Annotated in this window: 23 protein-coding genes; 11 read left to right on the top strand and 12 right to left on the bottom strand. The window is 69.3% G+C overall.

The annotated features are described in order from the left end of the window. Positions 1-39: 39 nt before the first annotated feature. Genes rhaS through ACIO3S_RS17685 form a run of 4 tightly spaced genes read right to left on the bottom strand, consistent with a single transcriptional unit; the run spans position 40 to position 4,715 of the window. The gene (rhaS, locus tag ACIO3S_RS17700) at positions 40-1,071 is read right to left on the bottom strand and encodes a rhamnose ABC transporter substrate-binding protein (RefSeq protein ID WP_400466215.1); all 1,032 of its coding nucleotides are present in this window, start codon (positions 1,069-1,071) and stop codon (positions 40-42) included. 1 nt (position 1,072) lies between these two features. Beyond that, positions 1,073-2,152 carry an ABC transporter permease gene (locus ACIO3S_RS17695; protein WP_400466212.1) on the bottom strand — a complete coding sequence of 360 codons (1,080 nt, stop codon included), beginning with the start codon at positions 2,150-2,152 and terminating at the stop codon, positions 1,073-1,075. Continuing rightward, positions 2,149-3,192: an ABC transporter permease gene (locus ACIO3S_RS17690; protein ID WP_400466209.1), complete on the bottom strand. Its 1,044-nt coding sequence runs from the start codon at positions 3,190-3,192 to the stop codon at positions 2,149-2,151. Before ACIO3S_RS17690 ends, ACIO3S_RS17695 begins: the two co-directional genes overlap by 4 nt. After that, the gene (locus ACIO3S_RS17685; RefSeq protein WP_400466206.1) at positions 3,189-4,715 is read right to left on the bottom strand and encodes a sugar ABC transporter ATP-binding protein; all 1,527 of its coding nucleotides are present in this window, start codon (positions 4,713-4,715) and stop codon (positions 3,189-3,191) included. Before ACIO3S_RS17685 ends, ACIO3S_RS17690 begins: the two co-directional genes overlap by 4 nt. Before the next feature lie 178 nt (positions 4,716-4,893). On the opposite strand from ACIO3S_RS17685, the gene ACIO3S_RS17680 reads away from it, so the two are divergent. Next, a complete protein-coding gene (locus ACIO3S_RS17680) occupies positions 4,894-5,592 on the top strand; it encodes an NAD(P)H-dependent oxidoreductase (protein WP_400466203.1) in 699 nt (232 codons plus the stop codon). 69 nt (positions 5,593-5,661) lie between these two features. Beyond that, complete coding sequence (locus ACIO3S_RS17675; protein ID WP_400466200.1) at positions 5,662-6,222, top strand: hypothetical protein; 561 nt, start codon at positions 5,662-5,664, stop codon at positions 6,220-6,222. Between the two features lie 5 nt (positions 6,223-6,227). Here the strand turns inward: ACIO3S_RS17675 and ACIO3S_RS17670 are convergent, their stop codons facing one another. Beyond that, positions 6,228-7,097, bottom strand: coding sequence for a family 16 glycosylhydrolase (locus ACIO3S_RS17670; RefSeq protein ID WP_400466197.1), 870 nt, complete (start codon positions 7,095-7,097; stop codon positions 6,228-6,230). Positions 7,098-7,306: 209 nt separating this feature from the next. On the opposite strand from ACIO3S_RS17670, the gene ACIO3S_RS17665 reads away from it, so the two are divergent. Both ACIO3S_RS17665 and ACIO3S_RS17660 read left to right on the top strand, forming a co-directional pair. Continuing rightward, positions 7,307-7,480, top strand: coding sequence for a hypothetical protein (locus ACIO3S_RS17665; RefSeq protein WP_168381132.1), 174 nt, complete (start codon positions 7,307-7,309; stop codon positions 7,478-7,480). After that, positions 7,477-8,997 carry an amino acid permease gene (locus ACIO3S_RS17660; RefSeq protein ID WP_400466193.1) on the top strand — a complete coding sequence of 507 codons (1,521 nt, stop codon included), beginning with the start codon at positions 7,477-7,479 and terminating at the stop codon, positions 8,995-8,997. The genes ACIO3S_RS17665 and ACIO3S_RS17660 overlap by 4 nt, the downstream gene beginning before the upstream one ends. A 9-nt stretch (positions 8,998-9,006) precedes the next feature. Here the strand turns inward: ACIO3S_RS17660 and ACIO3S_RS17655 are convergent, their stop codons facing one another. The 4 genes from ACIO3S_RS17655 to ACIO3S_RS17640 all read right to left on the bottom strand — a co-directional run bounded on the left by ACIO3S_RS17655 (position 9,007) and on the right by ACIO3S_RS17640 (position 14,644). Continuing rightward, positions 9,007-10,155 carry a S1C family serine protease gene (locus ACIO3S_RS17655; RefSeq protein WP_400466190.1) on the bottom strand — a complete coding sequence of 383 codons (1,149 nt, stop codon included), beginning with the start codon at positions 10,153-10,155 and terminating at the stop codon, positions 9,007-9,009. A gap of 622 nt (positions 10,156-10,777) precedes the next feature. After that, complete coding sequence (locus ACIO3S_RS17650; RefSeq protein ID WP_400466187.1) at positions 10,778-11,272, bottom strand: (2Fe-2S)-binding protein; 495 nt, start codon at positions 11,270-11,272, stop codon at positions 10,778-10,780. Between the two features lie 11 nt (positions 11,273-11,283). Then, a complete protein-coding gene (locus ACIO3S_RS17645) occupies positions 11,284-13,620 on the bottom strand; it encodes a molybdopterin cofactor-binding domain-containing protein (protein ID WP_400466184.1) in 2,337 nt (778 codons plus the stop codon). A gap of 199 nt (positions 13,621-13,819) precedes the next feature. Further along, positions 13,820-14,644 (bottom strand): class II glutamine amidotransferase, encoded by an 825-nt coding sequence (locus tag ACIO3S_RS17640; RefSeq protein WP_160028446.1) that lies wholly within the window; start codon positions 14,642-14,644, stop codon positions 13,820-13,822. A gap of 35 nt (positions 14,645-14,679) precedes the next feature. Here ACIO3S_RS17640 and ACIO3S_RS17635 point away from each other — a divergent pair, with 35 nt between their 5' ends. From ACIO3S_RS17635 to ACIO3S_RS17615, 5 genes are read left to right on the top strand one after another with little or no spacing between them, the layout of a single operon-like run. Further along, positions 14,680-15,819, top strand: a complete 1,140-nt coding sequence (locus tag ACIO3S_RS17635) for a glutamate--cysteine ligase (protein WP_400466180.1) — start codon at positions 14,680-14,682, stop codon at positions 15,817-15,819. A 30-nt stretch (positions 15,820-15,849) separates the two neighbouring features. Next, complete coding sequence (locus tag ACIO3S_RS17630) at positions 15,850-16,518, top strand: methyltransferase (RefSeq protein WP_400466177.1); 669 nt, start codon at positions 15,850-15,852, stop codon at positions 16,516-16,518. Continuing rightward, positions 16,519-17,454, top strand: coding sequence for an iron-containing redox enzyme family protein (locus ACIO3S_RS17625; protein WP_400466174.1), 936 nt, complete (start codon positions 16,519-16,521; stop codon positions 17,452-17,454). It begins immediately after the preceding gene. Beyond that, positions 17,451-17,672, top strand: a complete 222-nt coding sequence (locus ACIO3S_RS17620; protein ID WP_400466171.1) for a CDGSH iron-sulfur domain-containing protein — start codon at positions 17,451-17,453, stop codon at positions 17,670-17,672. The genes ACIO3S_RS17625 and ACIO3S_RS17620 overlap by 4 nt, the downstream gene beginning before the upstream one ends. 12 nt (positions 17,673-17,684) lie before the next feature. Then, on the top strand, positions 17,685-18,704 hold the full coding sequence (locus ACIO3S_RS17615) for a DNA topoisomerase IB (RefSeq protein WP_400466168.1): 1,020 nt from the start codon (positions 17,685-17,687) through the stop codon (positions 18,702-18,704). A 23-nt stretch (positions 18,705-18,727) separates the two neighbouring features. On the opposite strand, the gene ACIO3S_RS17610 is transcribed toward ACIO3S_RS17615, so the two are convergent. The 3 genes from ACIO3S_RS17610 to ACIO3S_RS17600 all read right to left on the bottom strand — a co-directional run bounded on the left by ACIO3S_RS17610 (position 18,728) and on the right by ACIO3S_RS17600 (position 20,457). After that, positions 18,728-19,402 carry a DUF6766 family protein gene (locus tag ACIO3S_RS17610; protein WP_400466165.1) on the bottom strand — a complete coding sequence of 225 codons (675 nt, stop codon included), beginning with the start codon at positions 19,400-19,402 and terminating at the stop codon, positions 18,728-18,730. 94 nt (positions 19,403-19,496) lie between these two features. Further along, a complete protein-coding gene (locus ACIO3S_RS17605) occupies positions 19,497-19,892 on the bottom strand; it encodes a hypothetical protein (RefSeq protein ID WP_400466162.1) in 396 nt (131 codons plus the stop codon). Positions 19,893-19,902: 10 nt separating this feature from the next. Then, positions 19,903-20,457 (bottom strand): DNA starvation/stationary phase protection protein, encoded by a 555-nt coding sequence (locus ACIO3S_RS17600; protein WP_160028430.1) that lies wholly within the window; start codon positions 20,455-20,457, stop codon positions 19,903-19,905. A gap of 65 nt (positions 20,458-20,522) precedes the next feature. Between ACIO3S_RS17600 and ACIO3S_RS17595 the strand changes: the two genes are divergently transcribed. Next, positions 20,523-20,984, top strand: a complete 462-nt coding sequence (locus ACIO3S_RS17595; RefSeq protein ID WP_400466158.1) for a DUF3817 domain-containing protein — start codon at positions 20,523-20,525, stop codon at positions 20,982-20,984. A 245-nt stretch (positions 20,985-21,229) separates the two neighbouring features. Continuing rightward, positions 21,230-22,315 (top strand): ice-binding family protein, encoded by a 1,086-nt coding sequence (locus ACIO3S_RS17590; RefSeq protein WP_400466155.1) that lies wholly within the window; start codon positions 21,230-21,232, stop codon positions 22,313-22,315. The last annotated feature ends 207 nt before the right edge of the window (positions 22,316-22,522 follow it).

The following is a 22,522-nucleotide window of genomic DNA, read 5'->3' as shown; positions in this document are numbered from 1 at the left end:
GAGTGGTGCTACGAACAGCGTGTTACAGGGGGCTCGATCTCAGAAGTCGAAGTCGTCGATGTTCGACTCGTCGAAGACCGTCGGCTCACCCAGGACGACTACGCCGTCGGGGCCGACGGTGTACTCACCCAGGTCACCGGCCTCGAAGGTGTCGCCCTCCTTGCCCTCGATGTCACCCGAGGCGAGCGCGTCGGCGGTGTACGCGGCCAGGTAGCCGAGCTGCTCGGGGTCCCACAGCGCGAAGGACTTCACGGTGCCGTCCTTGATGTACTCCCGCATCTGGTTCGGGGTGCCGAGACCGGTCAGCGCGACCTTGCCCTTGTACTCCGAGTCGGACAGGTAGCGGGCGGCCGCGGCGATGCCGACCGTGGTCGGGCTGATGATGCCCTTGAGGTTGGGGTGGGACTGCAGCAGACCGGCGGTCTTGTCGAAGGAGGTCTGGTCGTCGTCGTTGCCGTAGACGGTGTCGACGAGCTTGATGTCGGGGTGGCTCGCGGCCAGCTCCTCCTCCATCAGCTTGATCCACTCGTTCTGGTTCGTGGCGTTGGCCGCCGCCGAGAGGATCGCGATCTCACCCTTGCCGCCGATCTGCTCGGCGATGAGGTCGACCTGGCTCTTGGCGATACCGGCGGCGTCGGCCTGGCTGACGAACACGTCGCGGAACTGCGGCTCGGTGTCGGAGTCCATCGTGACGACCTTGGTGCCGGCGTTGCGGGCCTCGTCGAGGGCGTCACCGATGGCGGTCGGGTCGTTGGCCGAGACGACGAGCGCGCCGGCGCGCTGCTGGGTCGCGGTGTTGATGAAGCTGACCTGGGAGTCGGGAGTCGACTCGGTCGGGCCCACCTGCTCCCACTTCGTGCCGATCTCGTCGGCGGCCTTCTTGCCACCGGTGTCGGAGGCGTCGAAGTAGGGGTTGCCGAGGTTCTTCGGGATGAAGGTGATGCTGCTGGTGTCGCCGCCACCCTCTCCATCGCTGCCGCTGTCGCTCCCGCCGCCGCAGGCGGACAGGGCGAGGCCGAGGGCCGCAACGATGGCGACGGCACTGCCTGCGCGTCGGAACTTGCTGGTCATGTCACTTACTCCGCTTTCTTTGAGGAGACTGCTTTGAGGATGGTTCGTCCGAGCTGTGTTGCCGGCGATAGGTGCCGACCATGCGACCGGTCCAACCGAGAACGCTGGCCGCGATGACCGCTGCGATGAGAAGTACGCCGGTGATGATCTGGATGATGTTGGCGCTGAGTCCGTCCAGGCGCAGCGCGCTGCCGATCGTCCCGATCAGGACGACGCCGGCGATGACCCCGGGGATGGCCCCGCGACCGCCGAAGATCGAGACGCCGCCGAGCAGCACCGCGGCCACGACCTGGAGCTCCAGCCCGGTGGCGTTGTCGCCACGTGCACTGCCGTAGCGCAGCGTGAAGTAGATGCCCGCCAGCCCCGAGACCAGCCCGCTGAGCGTGAACAGGATCAGCTTCGTACGGTCGACGTTGACGCCGGAGAAGCGCGCCGCGTCCTTGCTGAGCCCGGCCGCGAAGATGCCGCGCCCGAAGGGCGTGAAGTGCAGGATCACGGCGAAGATCAGGATCAGGACGACCAGCGGGATCGTCATCAGCGGGATCTGGGAGTCGCCGATCCGGGCCTGGACGGCGTCGCCCCAGGAGTCGGGCCAGTCGGTGATCGCGGTGGTGCCGAGCGCGCCGACCGCGATGCCGCGGAAGAGCGCCATGGTGCCGATGGTGACGGCCAGCGACGGCAGCCCGAAGCGGGTGACGAGCACCCCGTTGAGGGATCCCGCGACCGCGCAGGCGAGCAGCGCGATCACCATCGCGGCGACCATCGGGAGGCCCTCACGGTGCAGCACCCCGAACAGCACGCTGGAGAGCCCGACGACGCTTGCCACCGACAGGTCGATCTCACCGGTGATGATGATCAGCGTCATCGGCAGCGCGATCAGCAGGATCGGCGTGATGTCGAGGACCAGGAAGTAGACCGTGATCGGGTCGGAGAAGTTGAGGATCGCGATCGAGGCGTACAGCCACACGACCACGAGTAGGGCGATGATCGCCGAGTCCCGGGTCATCAGGGTGCGCTGCCACCACGGCCTGGCGTGCGCTGCGTACGTCCGGGCGGGTGCCTTCTCGGCGAGGAGACTCATGCCTCTTCCCTCTCTGCGAGGAGCTTGTCGTGCTGACGGCGGGCGAAGTAGCGGTCCAGGACGATCGCGCCGATGATCAGCGCGCCGACGACGGCCTGCTGCCAGAAGTCGGGGATGCCGAGGATCGGGAGCGCCCGGTTGATGGTGACGAGGAGGTACGCCCCCAGGGCTGCCCCGAGCACCGTGCCGCTGCCGCCGAAGATGGCCACGCCACCCACGACCGCGGCACCGACGGCCTCGAGCTCGATGCCCTGGCCGACGCCAGAGCTGATGGTGCCGTAGCGGGAGACGTACAGGATCCCGGCGAGGCCGGCGAGGGCGCCCGAGGTGGCGAACGCCTGCAGGACCCGGCGCTTGTCACGCAGCCCGTAGAGGGTGGCCGCGTCGGGGTCGGAGCCGATCGCGTAGAACTCGCGGCCGACACGCGTGGAGCGCATCAGGTAGATGGCGACCGCCAGCAGCGCGAACGAGATCCAGGCGAGATTGGGGATGAACAGGAACGATCCGGTGCCGAAGTCGAGCAGCCCGGGCGGGATGTCGGAGGCGTTGATCCGGTCGCTGCCGGCCCACTCGAGCATGATCCCGCGGTAGACGTAGAGCGTGCCGAGGGTGATGACCAGCGCCGGCACCTTGGCGAAGGCGACCAGCGCCCCGTTGATCAGGCCGAGCACGGCGCCCGCGGCGACGGCGATCAGGACGACCAGGATCACCGGGAGCCCGGTGTCGAGGAAGAGCCGCCCGGCCAGGTAGGCCGTGAGCCCGAGGGTCGAGCCGACGCTGAGGTCGACGTTGCGGGTGACGATCACCATCGCCTGGCCGATCGCCAGGCACACCAGGATCGCCGGGGTCAGGGTGAGGTCGCGCCAACCGTCCGTGCTGAACAGGAAGTTGGGGTTCACCGCCGTGGTCACCACGAGCAGCAGGATGAAGGCCACGGCGATGCCGGTCTCGCGCTGCTTGAGGAGCCAGGTCAGCCGGCTGGCTGCTCGGTGGCGTGGCTGCGGCGCGGCCGGGGCAGGCGCGTCGAGCGTGGTGGTCATGATGCCTCGCTGACGTTCAGGGTGGTGGAGTGGTGGGCCGTCGCCGCGCGCATGACGGCCTCGGGGGTCGCCTCCGCGCGGCTCAGCTCGGCCGTCTGGTGACCCTCGCTGAGGACGATCACGCGGTCGGCCATACCGAGCACCTCGGGGAGCTCGGAGGAGATCATCAGGATCCCGAGACCCTCCTGCGCGAGGGTCGAGAGCAGGCGGTGGACCTCGGACTTGGTGCCGACGTCGATGCCTCGGGTGGGCTCGTCGATGATCAGCACCCTGGGCCGGGTCGAGAGCCACTTGGCCAGGACGACCTTCTGCTGGTTGCCGCCCGAGAGCGTGCCGGCCAGGGTGTCGAGCGTCGCGGCCTTGACCTCGAGCCGGGCGGCCCAGTCGGCGGCCGAGCGGTTCTCGATGCCGGTGCTGATCAGCCCGGTGCGGGCGAGCCGGCCGCTCGTCGGGAGGGTGATGTTGCGCGAGATCGGCGCGTCCAGGACGAGACCGTGCTGGCGGCGGTCCTCGGGGACGAACGCCAGCCCCATCTCGATCGCTCGCCTCGGGTCGCCCGGCGGGACCGGCTTGCCCTCGAGGGTGACCTCGCCGCTCTCATAGGGGTCGACGCCGAAGATCGCCTGCGCGACCTCGCTGCGCCCGGCTCCGACGAGGCCGGCCAGGCCGACGATCTCGCCCTCTCGGACGGTGAGGCTGATGTCCTGGAACAGCCCGGTGCTGGTGAGGCCCTTGACCTCGAGCAGGGGCTTGCCGACGGTGGCCTCGAGCTTCGGGTAGAGGTCGGAGACCTCGCGCCCGACGAGCCGCTGGACGATCTCGTCCTCGGTGACCGCCGAGATGGGGTCGGTGGAGATGTAAGCGCCGTCGCGCATCACCGTGATCGTGTCGCAGAGCGCGAACACCTCGTCGAAGCGGTGCGAGATGAAGACGACGGCGCAGCCCTGGTCGCGCAGCGTGCGCGCCACGCTCATCAGTCGCTCGACCTCGTTGCCCGACAGGGCGGCGGTCGGCTCGTCCATGATCAGGACCTTGGCGTCGAGCGAGAGCGCCTTGGCGATCTCGATCAACTGCTGGTCGGCGATCGAGAGGCCCTCGGTCGGACGGTCGGGCTCGATCGGGACTCCGAGCCTGGCGAAGAGCTCGACGACCTCGGTGCGCATCGCGGCGCGGTCGATCTTGCCCCAGCGGTTGGTCGGCTGGCGTCCCATGAAGATGTTCTCGGTGACCGAGAGGTCGGGAAAGAGGGTCGGCTCCTGGTAGATGACCGCGACCCCGGCCTGCTTGGCGTCGGCGGTGTTGCGGAAGTCGACCTGTTCCCCGGAGAGCAGGTAGTCGCCGGCGTCGCGGCGGTAGAGCCCGGCGACGATCTTGACCAGGGTCGACTTCCCGGCACCGTTCTCCCCCACGAGCGCGTGGATGGATCCGGCCTCGACCCGGAGGCTTCCGGACCGGAGGGCGCGTACGGGGCCGAAGGACTTGGCCACGTCCCGCAGCTCCAGTGCGGCGGGTGTGTCCGGCATGGGCAGCTCCTCGAATTGAAAGGTTTCAAGCCTGGTTTACGCTAGTGATGGCAATCACATACGTCAACACTCTGAGGCCGCTAATTTGAGCGAGGTCCCGACTTTGTCTTCAGACCGGATCGACACTCGCCCGCTTCCGGGCGGGAATCTCACCGCTTCAGACTGTGTTCACAGCCCCATGCACGCACTCTGGGTATGGGCACATCCGCACGCGTCATCACTCAACGGCCGGCTGCGGGAGGTGGGCATGAGCGCGCTCGAATCGGCCGGCTGGAGCGTCGACGAGATCGACCTCTATCGGATGCGTTTCAACCCACTTCTGGTGGAGCTGGGCGAGGCTGACGTACGCCGCCACCAGGACCGGCTGCGGGAGGCCGATCTGCTGGTCGTGCAGTTCCCGCTGTGGTGGTATTCGATGCCGGCCATCCTCAAGGGCTGGATCGACCGGGTCTTCGAGTCGGGGTTCGCCTTCGACGTACCGGACCCGGAGACCGGCAAGCCGCTCAAGTACGGCAAGGGCGGCCTCGTCGGCAAGCGCGCGCTGACGATCGTCACCGCCGGCGACCGGGCCGCGAGCCTCGGCGCACGCGGGATCAGCGGCCACATCGAGGACGTCCTGTGGCCGCTGCTGCACGGCACGTTCTGGTACACCGGGATGGACCCGCTGCGCCCGCACCTCATCACCGACACCGACACCATCGACGCCGAGCTCATGGCTCGGATCGAGGCCGACCTGAGCGTACGTCTCGACGGCGTGATGACGGAGCCGCGACTCGACTACCGGCCGATGGCCGACGAGCACTACGACCACACGATCAGGCTCCACGACTCGGTCGCACCCGGGGAGGACGGGCTGAGCGCCCACCGCGAGGGCTGAGTTCGTGCCCCACGGAGGGCAAGGAGTATTCAGAGGCGCGAATACCCTAGGTGGGTATAGGTTCCCGCCATGACCGCACACCCCGACAGCACGCCCACCCCGTGGCGCACGAGCATCGCCGCCATCCCGGTGCTGGTCGGGGTCGCCAGCGGAATCGCGATGACACAGGGCGGTGTCTCGGCCGAGTCCTCCGCGATCCCTGCCGGGATCGCGACCTTGGCCTACCTCGCCGCCGGCGCGCTCGGCTCACGGTGGACGGCCTGGGCCGCGGTCGCCGCCGGCACGGCGCTCGTGGTCCTCGGCGAGCTGCTCGGAGCCACCTGGTGGCACCTGATCGCCGCAGCAGGCACGGTCCTGGTGGTGGTGGGTGTCGCCCGCCGACAACGGGCGACAGCCCTGGAGGCCGGTGGCATGGTCGGCTACTTCGGGATCGCCGTCGCGGCCCTCTTCCTCAGCCCCGCACTGGGCCTCGGCCTGGCCGCCCTGACGCTGATCGCGCACGCCGCATGGGACGCCTACCACCTCGCCAGGGACCGGGTCGTCCCCCGGTCCCTGGCACTGTGGTGCATCGGCCTCGACGTCACCGTGGGCATCCTCTGCCTGTGGTTCGCCCTCACCGGCCTCGGCTGATCACCTCACAGCTGGGAGTCGTAGACGCGTACGTAGTCCACGACCATGCTCTGCGGGAACTGGGTCGTGCCGTCGGGGTTGCCGGGCCAGTTCCCGCCGACGGCGACGTTGAGGATGAAGAAGAACGGCTGGTCGAAGACCCAGGGGTTGGCGCCGGTGTTGGCCGTGGTGAAGGTCTGGTAGGCCACACCGTCGACGGACCAGGTGATCGAGCCGGGCCGCCAGTCGATGGCGAAGGTGTGGAAGGTGTCGGCGAACGACCAGCCCTGCGGGTGCATGTACTGGCCGGTGATGCCGTTGCCGCCGGAGTATCCCGGACCGTGCAGGGTGCCATGGACCAGGTGGGGCTCGTAGCCGACGTTCTCCATGATGTCGATCTCGCCGGCGTTCGGCCAGGGCGTGTTCGGGAACTGGCCGCCCAGCATCCAGAAGGCCGGCCAGATCCCCTGGCCGCGCGGAATCTGGATCCGCGCCTCCAGGCGGCCGAACTTCGGCTGGACCTTGCCCTTGGTGGTGAGCCGGGCCGAGGTGTAGCCGCCCCCGCTCTGGCGGGCGGTGATGACCAGGTTGCCGTTGCCGTCGAGCGCTGAGTTGTCGCGAGAGTCGGTGTAGGTCTGGAGCTCGTTGTTGCCCCAGCCGCCACCTCCGGTCTCGAAGTTCCAGTTGGCGCCGTTCGGGGCGCTGCCAGCAGGCCCGTCGAACTCGTCGGACCAGGTCAGGGCTGCCGCCCCGACCTCTCCGGCGCGGGTGGCTGCGTCGCCGGCGTCGGGGCCGGGCACGGCGGCCGGCGCGGCCAGCGGGGCGACCAGGACGAGAGCCAGAGCGGCGGTCGCCGTGAGTGTGGTGCGGATGGTGCGGATCCTCGAGCTACGCATCGAACACTCCTTCATGGGGGTTAACTGTAAGGCGACCTTACTGTTATTTGCCGTCCTGCGGAACGGAAACGCCGGGCGACGTCCGGTCACCGCGAGAACCCGCTCGATGCGCTCTAATGGGTCCCCGGAGCGGGGCCATCGGGGGCCCTGCAGGTGAGGTGATCGCATTGGCACGGGATCCATACAGGCCACGGACGCCGATCATCGGCATGACGATGGTGTTCCTCGCGTTGGCGATCGTCGGGGTGACGGCGTACCTGCATCTCGGCTGGTGGTCGCTGATCGGCTACGCCGTGGCGGCGGTCGTCGCCGTGGTCGGCGGATGGCTGCTGTTCAAGGACGTGCCCGAGCCACCGCACTCCGGAACGGGAGCGAGCCGATGACTGACACCGAAGACCAGACCAGCGGCCAGGTCAGCGGCCTGACCGACGAGGACGAGGGCTACCACAAGAGCCTCAGCCCACGGCAGCTGCAGATGATCGCGATCGGCGGCGCCATCGGCACCGGACTGTTCCTGGGAGCGGGCGGCCGCCTCCACGAGGCGGGGCCGGGCCTGTTCCTCGTCTACGCCTTCTGCGGCGTGTTCGTCTTCCTCATCCTGCGTGCGCTCGGCGAGCTCGTGCTGCACCGACCCTCGTCGGGATCGTTCGTCTCCTACGCCCGGGAGTTCCTGGGTGAGCCGGCCGCGTTCGCCGCCGGCTGGATGTACTTCCTGAACTGGGCGATGACCTCCATCGTCGACGTCACGGCGATCGCGACGTACATGCACTTCTGGGGCACGTTCGAGGTCGTCCCGCAATGGGTGATCGCGCTCGTCGCGCTCGCGGTCGTGCTCTCGATGAACCTGATCTCGGTCAAGCTCTTCGGCGAGCTGGAGTTCTGGGCGGCGCTCATCAAGGTGGTCGCGCTGCTGGGCTTCCTCGTGCTCGGGATGATCGTGCTCGCCGGAGGCGAGGAGCTCAACGGCCAAGAGACCGGCATCGGGATGGTGATCGACAACGGCGGCCTGTTCCCGGTCGGCGCGCTCCCGCTCGTCATCGTCATCTCCGGCGTCGTCTTCGCGTACGCAGCGGTCGAGCTCGTCGGCACCGCCGCCGGCGAGACCGCCGAGCCGGCCAAGATCATGCCCCGGGCGATCAACTCCGTCATCGCCCGCATCGCGGTGTTCTACGTGGGCTCGCTGGTGCTGCTCGCGCTGCTGCTGCCCTACACGACCTACCGGGCGGACGAGAGCCCGTTCGTGACGTTCTTCGACCAGCTCGGGATCGCGAACTCCGGCACCATCATGAACCTCGTGGTGCTGACCGCGGCGCTCTCCTCGCTCAACGCCGGCCTCTACTCGACCGGGCGCATCCTGCGGTCCATGGCGATGAGCGGGAGCGCGCCGGGCTTCACCGCGCGGATATCGAGGAACGGGGTTCCGTTCGGCGGGATCCTGCTCACCGGCTGCATCACGCTCCTCGGCGTCGGCCTCAACGCGATCGTGCCTGGCCAGGCGTTCGAGATCGTGCTGAACATGTCGGCCCTCGGCATCATCGCCTCCTGGGCGACCATCGTGATCTGCCAGATCCAGCTCTACCGGCGCTGGAAGAAGGGCCTGATGTACCGGCCCGACTTCCGGTTGTGGGGATCGCCGTGGACCGGCTACGCCACCCTCGTGTTCCTCGCGAGCGTGCTGGTCCTGATGGGCTTCGACTACCCGATCGGCACCTGGACGGTCGCGACCCTGGTCGTCATCATCCCGGCGCTGATGATCGGCTGGCGGCTCGTCCGTGACCGCGTCCAGCAGATCGCCCTCGAACGCGAGGGCTACACCGGCGCGATCCCGATCAGGGCGGAGCGGCCGATCTCCGACGAGTCGACAGGCGGCCCCGGCGACGACGACGGACCGAGCCGCTGACCCTCGTGGTCAGGCGACCGGGCCCTCGCCGAGCGTCACGGTCGCGGTGTGGGCCTGGCCGGCGGCGTCGGTCCAGCTGACCGCGACCTCGTCGCCGGGCTCGTGGTCACCGAGCACCGAGGTGATGTCGTCGATGCTGGCCACGGCGGTCCCGTCGACGGCGGTGATCGTGCTGCCCTCGGTGACCCCGGCGGCCTCGGCGGCGCCGTCCTCGACCACGCCGACGACCAGCGTCGACCTGGTCGTGTCCACCTGCACCCCGAGCGCGGCGGCCGAGCCGCCGATCTCGACGTCGCCCGACTCCTCCCCGGCCAGGATCTGGGCGGCGATGTCGAGCACAGTGTCGATCGGGATGGCGTAGCCGGAGATCTCGGCCGAGCCCGAGGTCGCGGCGACGTTCATCCCGATGACCTCGCCGTCCTCGTCGAGCAGCGCGCCGCCGGAGTCGCCGGAGACGACGTCGGCGTCGGTCTGGATCAGGTCGCTGAGCTCGGCGGTGGTGCCGTCCTCGTTGTTGACGGTGATCGCGGTGCTCGGGTCGGTGACCGTGCCGTCGGCGGCCGACAGCGAGCCCTGGCCCTCGGCGTTCCCGACGGCGGTGACCTCCTCGCCCTGCGTCGCGGCATCCTGGTCGGTCGCGACCGTCGCGAGCCCCGAGGCGTCCTCGAGCTGCAGCACCGCGACGTCATGGACGTCGTCGTAGCCGAGGACCGTCGCGGCGTACGTCTCCCCCGTGCTCGGGTCCGTCACGGTGATCGAGGTGGCGCCCTCGACGACGTGGTGGTTGGTCACCACGATCCCGTCGCCGGTGATCGTGAGCCCGGTGCCCGCGCCCTGTCCGGTGCCGTAGCCGACCGTGGTGTTGATCAGCACGACGCCGGTCGACTCGGCCTCGGTCGCGGGCTCGGAGTCGACGGCCGCGGTCGAGGTGCCGAGGCTCTGCCGGTAGGGGTCCACGATCCCGCCGCCATAGGCCCCGCCGTAGCTCTCGACGGAACCGCCGTAGCCGTACCCGTAGCCGGGGCCGGACTCGGCTGCGTACGTCTTGGCGGCGCTGACCCCGGCCACCGCGAGGGCCGGGGTGGCGATCGGGATCGCGACGAGCGGGATCGCCGCGACGGCGAGAAGAGAGTGACGGATACGGCGGGAGCGGGACATCGGGTCCTCCTTGAGGCGGTTGATGCCTCAAGATTCCGCTCGCCCGCTGTGGACTTCCTGTGAGTACGTCACGGAATGGCTGGGAATGCCAGGACACCCGATCGGGGGCGACGCCCTCGGCCCTCGCCTCCGTGCTACTCGTTCAGGTCTGCTCAACCCACCGCCCGACACCATCTGCGTGCGCCAGCAGATGGGCGCTTCCGACCTGAGGTGGGGGTGAGCGTGACGCGCCGGTGAGCAGCGGATGGCGTTCTGAGAAGGTGTCGAGGCCTTCAAGATCGGTGGCGACCAAGCAAACGTTCACCGGAAGGCCTCGACGTTGTCCGAGCCTCCGGCGCGCGGTGCTGCACGCTGCCACCACGACTCGCCCTACTGCGCCCGCTGCGACCTGTTGGTCGGGCTCGACGGCCTCGACGTTCTCGCCGTCATGCACGATGAGAAACGCCAACGACTCCGTGGGGTGGTCGAGTCCCAACCGGCTCCGATGGGCTGCTCCTCGTGCGGCGTGATCGCCCACAGCCACGGCCGGCGCGAGGTCACGTTGATCGACGCGCCCTGCTTCGGGTGCCCCTCATGGCGGACCGCCTCTGACCAGCCGTGTCGCGGCTGGTCAGAGACAGGATCACATCCGCCCGGCTCCGTCTCGGATGGCCTCGCGGATCCGGGTGTAGGTGCCGCAGCGGCAGACGTTGCGGATCCCGTCGAGGTCGCCGTCTGTGATGGTGCGGCCCTCGGCCCGCACCTTCTTCACCAACGCCACCGCCGCCATGATCTGCCCCGGTTGGCAGTAGCCACACTGGGCCACGTCGTGGTCGAGCCAGGACTCCTGCATCGGGTGCAGACCGTTCGGCCCGCGGTCTGACTCGGGCACCTCACCCGGGAGACCCTCGATCGTGGTGACCTCGTCGTCGGCGCTGAGGGCACCGACCGGCACCGCGCACGGGTTGAACGCCTTGCCGTTGAGATGTGACGTACAGGCCTTGCACACGTTGATCCCGCATCCGTACTTCGGCCCCTTGACGCCGAGCAGGTCACGCAGGACCCACAGCACACGTACGTCGTCCTCGACGTCGACGCTGATCTTCTCGCCGTTGACGACGAATGTCTGTTCAGGCATGTCAGGGCTCCTCAGTAGGTCCACCGGAGGCCGTCAGTCGGAGACTGCGGCACGGGCGGGATGAACGACTTCGGCTCGAAGAAGATCGGATCGTTGTGGTTGATCGGGAACTCCGTCGGCATTCTCCCGGTGGCCCGGGCGTAGGCACAGGCGGCCGCGGCGGCCGCAGTAGCGACACCGGCCTCGCCGACACCGCCGATGATCTTGCTCTCCCCCGGCAGGATGACCACCTCGACCTGGGGCGGCGTGTTCCACTGCCGCGTGTAGGCGTAGTTGTCCCAGCTGGCCTCCAGGAAGTGGCCGTTCTGGAGATGCACGCTGCTGGAGAGCGTCATCGCGATGCCGTCGTTGATGCAGCCCTGCATCTGCGCCTCGACGCTGCGGGGGTTCACCACTTGGCCGATCTCGATGACCATCGTCGCCCGGGTGACCCGGGGCCCGGCGTACGCATCGCGCACCTTCCGGTTGACGGTCTCGGGGCGACAGTCGATCTCCATGACGCAGGCGCTCACGCCCTTGTACTCGTAGTGCACCGCGATGCCTTGGGCCGTGCCCGGAGCCATCGGCTTCCCCCACTCGGCCACCTCCGCGGCCTTGTCGAGCACCGCCCGGATCCGCTCGTTCCGCAAGAACTCCTTGCGGAACTCGTACGGATCCTTGCGCATCGCTTTGGCGAGCTGGTCGACCACCAGCTCGCTGGCCGTGCGTACGTCCGGGGAGTAGACGTTGCGCATGGCCCCGGTGTTGAACCGCGTGTCGGTCTCGTTCATCGTCTGCGCGAGGACTCCGAAGTCGTAGGGGATCCCCGAGGTGAGCGCGAAGATCAGCTGGGAATAGCCGAGGTTGCTCAGTCCCTCCGGCAGGTCCGCACCCAGGGAGGTGACGATCTCACCGAAGCCGTGGCGCCAGTCCGTCTCGACGCTGGTATGCGACTGCTGGAAGGCCAGCACCTCGTTGCCGACGTACGACGCGCGCACCCGTGACGTGCACAGTGGATGGAGTCGCCCGGCGCGAGGCTCGTCCGCGCGATGCCACATCAACCGGACCGGCACGCCCATGGCCTTGGACGCGTGAGCGGCATCCAAGGCAGCATCCCAGAAGAGCCGGTGGCCGAAGGAGCCGCCGCCCTCGACGACGTTGACCTTGAGCTTGGTGGGGTCGATGCCGACTTCGAGGGCAATGCGCTGCTGGGAGACGATCGGGTTCTTCAGGGCCGCCCAGATCTCCCCACCGTCCGCACTGACGTCGGCGACGGCGCTGATCGGATCCAGCGGGGCGTTGCTGCGGAAGTAGAAGGTGAAGTCAGCCGCGACCGTCTTGGATAGCGGGTTGTTGGGCAGCGAGGGCATCGGCAGCTCGGCCGCCTTGACCCCGGAGAGGATGTCCTCGTCCGACTCGCCGGCGACCGGGCCGTCCTTCCAGGCCACGTCCATCTTCTGGATCGCGTCGATGCACTGGCCGAACGTCTTCGCCCGCACCGCGATCCCGGTCGGGATCTTGGCGACATGGGTGACCCCAGGCATCTCGAGGATCTCCGCCCTGTTGCGCAGTTCCACCGGAGTGCCGTTCATCGTGGGGGCACGGCACACCATGGTCGGCATCGCGCCCTTGTGGTCGTAGTCCATCGCGAACTTCTTGGTGCCCGTCACCGCGGCGAGCGCGTCCACCCGGTTGCGCGGCTTCCCGATGAGGGTGAACTCGCTGGCGTCCTTGAGGGTGACCTCGACCTCCTTGGTGGTCCCAGCAGCAGCACGCTTGGAGAGCTCGGCGTACGTCGCGGTAGCACCGTTGGCGGCGGTGACGACGCCGTCCTTGGACGTGAGCTCGTCGACGGTCCCGCCCAAGAGAGCGGCTGCTGCCTCGAGCAGGGCACCCTTCGCGATCGCGGCCGCGACGCGTACCGGCGTGAACATCGCGTGGATCGTGTTGGAGCCACCGGTGATCTGGTTCCAGATCAGCTCTTGGCGAGCCGGCGCCAAGGTGACCGTGACCCTTTCCAGCGGCAGGTCGAGCTCCTCGGCGATGATCATCGCGATCCCGGTCGTGATGCCTTGGCCGTTCTCGGAGCGAGGCAGCTCGAAGCTCGCCGTGCCGTCCTCGTTGATCACCACCGTGATCAGGTTGGCCGTCGGACGCGCGGCGTCGGTGAGCGCGTCGGAGAGGTCGTAGGTGTCGAAGACCTGCGGCAGGCTCGGCACCTTCGCATCGGCGGGCTCGGCGAGCATGCCGAGATCGGCGGCCGCCATCACGGTGGCGCCACCGATCAGGTAGCCGATGAACCTGCGCCGCCCCATCGGGTACGGCCCGGTCGACGTCTGCGCGCCGATACTTTCGTGAATTTCTGTCATGCGGAGCACCTCCGATTTCGAGGCTCCGGACGCTGCGCCCAGAGGTTCTGCTCCCTCCCCTGACGGGACATCGTGGCATCGGTCACAGACGGCCACTACCCACCTTGGGGGGTGATCGGCTCCGAATGAAAGTGCTCCGGATGGGGTACCTCTGGGCATGCCCGAACGCACCCCACAGCAGGTCGGCGGTAGCCCGTCATCAGTCGCGGGCCCGCAACGCGTCGGCGCCGAGCTGAGCGATCGGATCCAGCCGGGTGACCTCCCGGGTGGCCAGGTCGACCATCACCGCGGTGTCTGCGGGCACCGGGGTCCAGCCCGGCTGATCCAGACCGCTGGAGACGATCTCGAGGCCGTAGCCGGTCCGCCGGTAGTCCATCGCGAAGTACTCCGTCGTGTGTCGCGGCGGGATGTCGCCCTCGTCGTCGAAGAGTTCGCGCAGCGCGCGCAGGGGCGAGTCGGCACGCGAGTTGATGTGGATCGCGAACATGTGGGTCCGGGTGAGCATCAGCGCGTTCAGGCTGCATCGCGGGAACTTCTGGACCAGCGTGGCCAGTGCTTGGGTGACGCCCTCCGCCTCGTCCCCGTACTTCTCGACGTTCTGGTGCACGAAGTGGAAGTAGCGCTCGCTGTCGGTGTCACCGCGCAGCCGCCCACGCGACTCCGGGGTCAGCAGCGCCTCGAGGTCGGCGATCGGCGAGATGTGGCCGTTGTGCGCGAACGCCGCGCCGTCATTCAGGAACGGGTGGGTGTTCTCCGGACGTACGTCGAGACCACCCGTCGCCCAGCGAAGATGCACGAACCCGGCATGGGAGAGCGGGGCCTCGACGAGCCGGCGATAGGTGTCGTCGATGTCCGCCGAACTCGGCGAGCTTGTCGTACAGGTGCCCTCGGGCGTGTGCCAGGACATCCCCCAGCCGTCGGAGTGCACGGACGTGAGCGAGGTGAACGCGGCCAGCCCCTCCTCCCCGAGAAGGTCGGCTACGGCACACGGGGACTCGGTCACATATCCGAACAGGCGACACATCGTCGAGTTGCTCCTTCCAGAGGCAGGTGTGAGCAGTGAAGAGCCACTATTCGAGCAGTACCCATCACCAGGTCAGGACAGTCGGCGTCGAGGAGGAGCTGCTCCTCGTCGACGCCGAGACCGGCGCGCCGCGATCGGTGGCCAGCGAGGTGCTGCGGGTGGCGCGCCGGCACGGCGACACCGAGGTCGCGGCCGGCGAGGCCGGCGGTTCGGTGGGACCGGAGCTGCAGGAGCAGCAGGTCGAGACCGACACTCCGGCGCAGGAGTACCTCGGGCTCCTCGAGCAGGACCTGAGGCGGTGGCGCGACAAGGCGCGGGCGGCCGCGAGCGAGGCGGGCGCGCTGATCCTGGCCAGCGGCACGACCCCGCTGCCGGTGTGGCCCCAGACCTTCGACGACGAGCGCTACGCGGCGATGGCGGAGCGGTTCGGGCTGACCGCCAGCGAGCAGCTCACCTGCGGCTGCCATGTGCATGTCTCGGTCGAGTCCGAGGACGAGGCCGTGGGAGCGCTCGACCGGATCCGCGCCTGGCTGCCGGTGCTGCTCGCGGTGAGCGCCAACTCACCCTTCTGGCAGGGCGGCGACTCGGGATACGCGAGCTACCGGTCCCAGGTGATGACCCGGTGGCCGACGAACGGTCCGACCGAGATCTTCGGCAGCGGCCAGGCGTACGCCGACCACCTGCGCCGGCTCATCGACACCGGGGTGCCGCTCGACGAGGGCATGGCGTACTTCGACGCCCGGCCGTCCCGCAACTACCCGACGCTCGAGATCCGGGTCGCCGACGTCTGCCTCGACCCCCGCGACGCCGTGCTCGTCGCCGCGCTGGCGCGGGCACTGGTCGAGACCGGAGCCCGGGAGTGGGCCGAGGGCCGGCCGCCAGACCCGGTGTCGGTGGCCGTGCTCCGGCTCGCCATGTGGCAGGCGGGACGGCACGGGATCACCGGCGATCTGCTCGACCCGCGTTGTCATCGACCGAGGCCGGCTCGTGAGGTGGTGGACCTCCTGCTCGAACACATCGGCCCGGCGTTGCGAGACACCGGAGACCTCGCGCGCGCCGAGAAGGGCATCGGCCGGATCTTCACCGGCGGCACGGGCTCCACGACTCAGCGCCGGATCCACGACGAGGAGGGTCGTCTGGACCGAGCAGTGGTCCGGCTGGCCGAGCTCACCTGAGTTTCCCATCCCTGAACTGGAGGCACCTGCATGATCCGCTTCGGTCATCTCGACATCGACTTCGACGACCGCGTGCTCACGCCGCGTACCTGGACCGTCCGTCAGTCCGAGTGGGCGGCCAAGCTGGCCGCGGAGCTGCCGGACGGGCCGATCCTCGAGCTGTGCTCCGGCGCCGGCCAGATCGGCCTGCTCGCCGCCGCCCTGACCGGCCGCGGTCTGGTGTGCGTCGACGCCGACCCGGTCGCCTGTGCCTTCGCCCGGGCCAACGCCGAGCGCGCCGGGCTGGCGGACGTGGTCGAGGTACGCGAGGGCAGCATGGAGCAGACCCAGGACCCGGACGAGCGCTACTGGCTGGTGATCGCGGACCCACCGTGGGTGCCCACGGCCCAGGTCGGGCGCTATCCCGAGGACCCGCGGACGGCCATCGACGGCGGCGCCGACGGGATGCTGATCGCCGAGAGGTGTCTGACCACGACCGTCCGGCACCTCTCCCCCGGCGGCGCGGCCGTCCTCCAGCTCGGTACGCCAGGGCAGGCCGATCGCCTGCTGGAGATGGTCGAGGGCAGCGACCTGAGGATCGAGGAGGTCCGGGACTCGCCGGGCGAGGGGGTGCTCGTGCACCTCGCCCGGGCACCGCGGCCGAGCATGTCGGAACCGACCGCCGGGTACCGGCCGGTCGTGAGGGAAAGGTGGGCCTAGATGCTGCCGAAGTCGCGTGGCACCCTGAGTGCCGCTGTGTTCACTGCGCTGCAGAGCGGCGCCACCGCTGATCTGGAGCCGACTCCGGAGTCGGCCGAGGACGCCCAGATCGCTCTGTGGGCGCTCTACGAGCTCCACTACCGGGGCTTCGACGAGGTCGATCCCGACCTCGAGTGGGACCCGGACCTGCTGCGCCTGCGCCGCGGTCTGGAGAGATCGTTCGAGACCGAGCTGCGGCGGCGTTGGGAGCACAGCGGCTTCCAGGAGGACCGCGAGCTGGACCTGCCCGGACTGGTCGCCGGCCACGACGGACCGTCGCTGGCACGGTTCGTGCAGCGCCGGGCCGACCGGGAGCAGGTGCTCGAGATCCTCAAGCACCGCTCGCTCTACCACCTCAAGGAGGCCGACCCGACCAGCTGGGTCGTCCCCCGGCTCGAGACCCGGCCCAAGGCCGCGATGATGGAGATCCTCTTCGACGAGTACGGCGACGGCGACCCGAACCGGCTGCATCACCACCTGTTCCGCCGCGGCATCGAAGCGGCCGGCCTGCGAACCGACCACGCGTGCTACGTCGACGAGGCGCCAGCCGAGATCCTCGAGTCGAACAACGCGCTGTCGCTGTTCGGGCTCCACCGCAGGCTCTGCGGAGCGGCGCTCGGCCACTTCGCCGCGTTCGAGTCGACCAGCTCGGTGCCGTCGCGGCAGCTCGCCCAGGGGCTGCGTCGGCTGGACTTCCCCGAGGAGATGGCCGCCTACTATGACGAGCACGTCGAGGCCGACTCCGTACACGAGCAGCTGGCCGTACGCGACGTGTGCGGCGCGTTCGTGGAGGAGAACCCGAGCGAGCGCGACCAGGTGCTGTTCGGCGCCTTCACCTGCCTCGACCTGGAGGCTCGCTACGCCCGGACGATGCTCACCCAGTGGGGTGCCTCATGACGGACTTCGAGCACGCCTCGATCGTGCTCTGCCCCGCCGGGCCGATGCTGCTGCGCGGGAAGCACGAGATCCAGGATCCCGACGGGAAGATCCACCACACGGTTCGCCCGGTCAGCGCGGTGTGCATGTGCGGCGGGTCCGCGATCAAGCCCTGGTGCGACGGTACGCATCGGCTGCTGGCCGCGCGAGGGCGCGACAGCGACGACACCAGCGGGTGAGAGGAGCCCCTGGTGGTTCGACTTCGTCGGGTCTCGGCGGAGGAGCCGGGGTGGACCCGCCGTCGCGCGGGTCGCGGCTTCGTGTACCTCGACGACTCCGGTGACCGGTTGCCGGACGACGCCATCGAGCGGATCCGCGCCCTGGCCATCCCACCTGCCTGGGAGGACGTCTGGATCTGCCCCCGTGAGAACGGGCATCTCCAGGCCGTCGGGACCGATGCGTCCGGCCGCCGCCAGTATCTCTACCACCCCGACTGGCGGACGAAGCGCGACCAGGAGAAGTTCGAGCGGGTGCTGGAGCTCGGGGCGGTCCTGCCCCGCGTACGCGAGCGGACGGAGCGGGATCTGACCACCACCGGGATGAGCGCTGCCCGGGCATCAGCACTCGCGGTGCGGCTGCTGGACCTGGGGTGCTTCCGGATCGGCAGCGACGCCTACGCCGACGAGAACGGTGGCTTCGGCCTGACGACGCTGGAGCGTCGCCACGTACGCAAGCGGGGCGAGGCGTACGTCTTCGACTTCACCGGGAAGTCGGGTGTCCACCACTCCATCAGCATCGACGACCCGCTCTCGGTGGAGGCGATCGCGCAGCTGCGGCGCCGCCGCGCCGGCTTCGAGGAGCTTCTCGCCTACCGGGAGGGCCGGCGGTGGCAACGGCTGACGCCGGCCATGGTCAACGACTACATGCGCGAGCTGAGCGGCCTCGAGGTGTCGGCGAAGGACTTCCGGACCTGGCACGCGACCGTGCTCGCGGCGCTCGCGCTGGCCGAGGATCCGCACGCTGCGGGGCGCTCGACCCCGACCACCAGATCCCGCCGCAAGCAGCAGGTCGCCGCGATCAAGGAGGTCGCGGAGTACCTCGGGAACACTCCGGCGATCGCCCGGAGCTCCTATGTCGACCCGCGGGTGCTCGAGCTGCACGAGCAGGGCCACACGATCCGAGTACGCGATGGCGTGAGCAAGGACCCGCAGGCACGCCAGGCCGCGGCCGAGCGCGCGGTCCTGCGACTGCTGGCGCAGGACGACGGCTGAGGGAACCGGGCGTACGGCCCCGCTCAGCCCTCGATCCCGGTGGCCTCGTGCGAGGCACCCACCGGCTTGCTCTCCGGTGATCCACGTTGCCTGAGGTAGATCGAGAGGACCGCCATGGAGCCGACCGCCAGAAACTCCGACTGCCAGTTCTGCAGGGTGCGCGCCCAGAAGTCCGAGTGCGTCAGGTAGGACGCCCACGAGATCGGGTCGCGCAGCTGACGCAGCCTGGACTCGTTGTACGCAGCCCACCCCGCCACCGACTGGACCAGCCAGGACAGCAGGAAGATGGTCCCCATCGTGATGCCGAGGGACCGCGAGTAGAGCGCGGTCCGCCAGCCGCCGGCCCGGGCCAGCCTGGGCGAGTCAGGACGGGCGTACGCACCGACCTTCTGCGCCTCGTCGGACTCCTGGCCGGCGTCCTTCAGCGGCTTGGACTCCGGGGAGCCCCGCTGCACCAGCCAGACCGTGAGCATCACGTAGAGCAGGAACTGGAGGTACTCGCTCTGCCAGTTCTCCGTCACGTCCACGGCGAAGCTCGCCGAGGTGAGATACCGGCCCAGCGAGAGCTGGTGGAGGCCGTCGGCGAACAGCTCGTCGTTGAGCTGGTGCCACCCGGCGACGGCCTGGCCGGCGAGACTGGCCAGGAAGAGCGCCCCGAAGCCGAGGCTGAGCGAGTTCTCCTTGAGGAACCGGCGCATCCGTGCTCCTCACCCGTGCCTCAGCGCGAGGACGAACGTGTAGATCAGTCCGATCCCGATGACCGCCAGGTAGGCGACGTACATGACTCGCATCTCAGCCTCCGTGCAGGGCGCAGTCGTAGGGCTTGGGAGGCTGGGGTGTACAGCCGGCCGCGAACATCCGCCAGCCGTCGGCGAACCGGGTCAGGAACACGGTCTCGCCCTGATAGCGCGCCTCGGCCATCGTCCCGAAGACGTCCACACCGTCGGGGGCGCCCGGAGTGGGGAGATCCTCCTCGGCCAGCGCGCCCTCGCACGGCTTCTTGGCGGCGGACTCCAGCTCGGATCGCGTCTCCGGAGCCAGCAGCGCGCACGCCTCGCCCCAGTTCTGGGCGGCGACCGCGTCCTGGAAGGCCGCGGCGCTGTCACGCACCGCCTCGTCCTGTCCCGAGCCGCATCCGGTGAGGATCATCGGAAGGAGCAGCGCTAACGCCGTCAACCACCACCGCATGCGGGATTCCTCAGTCGTGGGCGGCTCGTGCCGCTCCCGCCTCCGTGGCCTCGCCGCTGGTCTGGAGCTGACCGCCCTGGTCCTCCAGGTGGGCGCGTACGAACCAGTGGAAGAGCTCGAGCTGCTCGACCTGGCCGATCAGGATGTCCTGGGTGACCAGGTCGATGTCGTCGAGGGTCTTGATCGCCTCACGGTAGGAGGAGATCACGCCCTGATAGGTGACGTCGAGCGCGGCGAGGTGCTCCTGGGTGGTGGCCCGGCCGATGCTGTAGTCGTTCCACTCGCGCTCCTCGACCAGCGCGCCGGGGGTGCCTCGCGGGGCACCGCCCAGGGTCGCGATGCGCTCGGCGAGCGCATCGGCCATCGCGCGTACCGCGTCGACCTGCGGGTCGATCATCTGGTGGACCGCGATGAAGTGGGGGCCCACGACGTTCCAGTGCACGTGCTTGAGGGTGAGCTGGAGGTCGTTGGCGGCATGAAGGCGCGACTGGAGCAGGCCGATGGTCGTCCGCGCAGCATCCTCGTCGAGGCCCGGGATCGTGTAGTGCAGCTTGTCGGTCGTCATGCCGCGATCGGTACCCATAGCCGCCCGATTCATACCAGTACACGGGTGCGAATAAACTTGGCCGCGTGCCCGCACTTCTCAGCTCACCGTCTCGCGTCTTCCGGATCGTCGCCACCGCCGAGGCGGTGACCTGGACCGGGCTGCTCTGCGGCATGTTCCTGAAGTACGTCACCGAGACGACCGAGCTGGGAGTCAGCATCTTCGGGATGCTGCACGGGATCGTCTTCATCAGCTACTGCGTGACCACCGTCGCGATCGCGGTCGACCAGCGCTGGTCGTTCGGCCGGCTCCTCGCTGGGCTCGCGTCCTCGATCCCGCCGCTCCTCACCCTCTGGTTCGAGCGCTACGCCGAGCGCCGAGGCCTGCTCGCCCCGACGTGGCGGCTGATCGACGAGTCTCCCGCCCGCCCGCTCGAGCGTCCGCTCGCGTGGCTCCTCCGCAACCCGGTGCGCGGCGTGGCCGCCGGCCTCGCCAGCGTCGCCGCCCTGACCGTGGTCGCGCTCATCGCCGGACCGCCGGTCGGCTGAACACGCCGCATCGCGCGGCCAACAACGCCGGCGGCTCCAACGGCGCCAGCGTGACGCTCACAATGGGTGTCAGGCGAATGTATGCGAATGCAGGCGAATATAGGCGTACAGTCGCAACTAGTCTGCGTTGACGCCGCTCGGTGGGAACGCGCGCGGCGGAGTCTGGTCACGGATTTCCACCGACACCTGTTGGATCATCGAGAGCCGGCCAGAGCGCCCTGTTCCAATGATCATTGGAAATCTCGATGAAGTTCTCGGTACGCCCTCTCATTCCCTTCCTCCCCTCACACCGCCGATTCCGTGGCCCCGCGCTGGCCGCGCTGGTGGCCCTCATGCTGATCGTCCCGTTCGCGGGCACTGCCCAGGCTGCCGCGACGGAGATCCCGCTCGGTACTGCCGCGGACTTCTCTGTCCTGGCCGGGTCTACCGTCACCAACACCGGCACCACCACGGTGGCAGGCAGCGTCGGGGTCCACCCGGGCACGGCGATCACAGGACAGAACACCATGGTCATCGGCGGCACGGTCCACTCCGGCGATGCGGTTGCCCTGCAGGCGCAGACCGACCTCACGACCGCGTACGGCAACGCCGCCGGTCAGACCCCGCCGATTGCGGCCGACCCAGAGCTCGGCGGCGAGACACTGGTCGGCGGCGTGTACAACCGGGCGGCCGCCATGGCGCTGAACGGCGTGCTGACCCTGGACGGGCAGAACGACCCCGACTCGGTCTGGGTGTTCCAGGCGGGCACCACGCTGATCACGGGCTCGGCGGCCTCAGTCGTCCTGATCAACGGCGCCGACCCCTGCAACGTCTACTGGCAGGTCGGTAGCTCAGCGACGATCGGCACCACGACCGCGTTCGTCGGCAACATCATGGCCGACCAGAGCATCGCGATGCAGACCGGCGCGACGCTTCAGGGTCGAGCCCTTGCCCGCATCGGCGCGGTCACCCTGGACAACAACGTGATCACCAATCCCATCTGCCGCGCAGGCGGTGGTGGCGGCGGTGGCGGCGGTGGCGGCGGCGGTGGCGGCGGTGGCGGCGGCGGTGGCGGCGGCGGCGGCGGTGGCGGCGACAACGGCGGTGGCGGTGACGGCGGCGGCGGCGACAACGGCGGTGGCGGTGACGGTGACGGCAACGGTGACGGCGGCGACAACGGCGGCGACAACGGCGGCGACAACGGCGGCGATGGCAACGGCGGCAACGGCGGCAACGGCGACGGCGACACCCCGCAGATCACCACGCCCCCGAGCGGTTCGGTCGACACGGGTGACGCCGGTCCTGCGGCGTGTGCCGGAGGCGTGCCGGCTCCGCTGCTTCTCGGCCTGTGACTCTCGATCGCGGGCTGCCTCAGCCTGGCTGCAACGAGGCGGTGCCTACACGCGTGACGAGTGGTCACCGACGCCACCGCCCGCCCAGGAGAAGTCTCTGGGCGGCCGCGGTGACGGTGGTTGCCACGGCCGCGGTCCTCGTGGGGATCACCCTTGGGACGAGCGCGTGCGATCAGGATGCGCCCGGCGCCGGCGTCGGTTCCCAGC

This window comes from Nocardioides sp. NPDC087217, from assembly GCF_044744805.1.
In the GTDB taxonomy this organism is placed as follows: Bacteria; Actinomycetota; Actinomycetes; order Propionibacteriales; family Nocardioidaceae; genus Nocardioides.
This window is presented reverse-complemented; position numbering and strand designations above follow the sequence as displayed.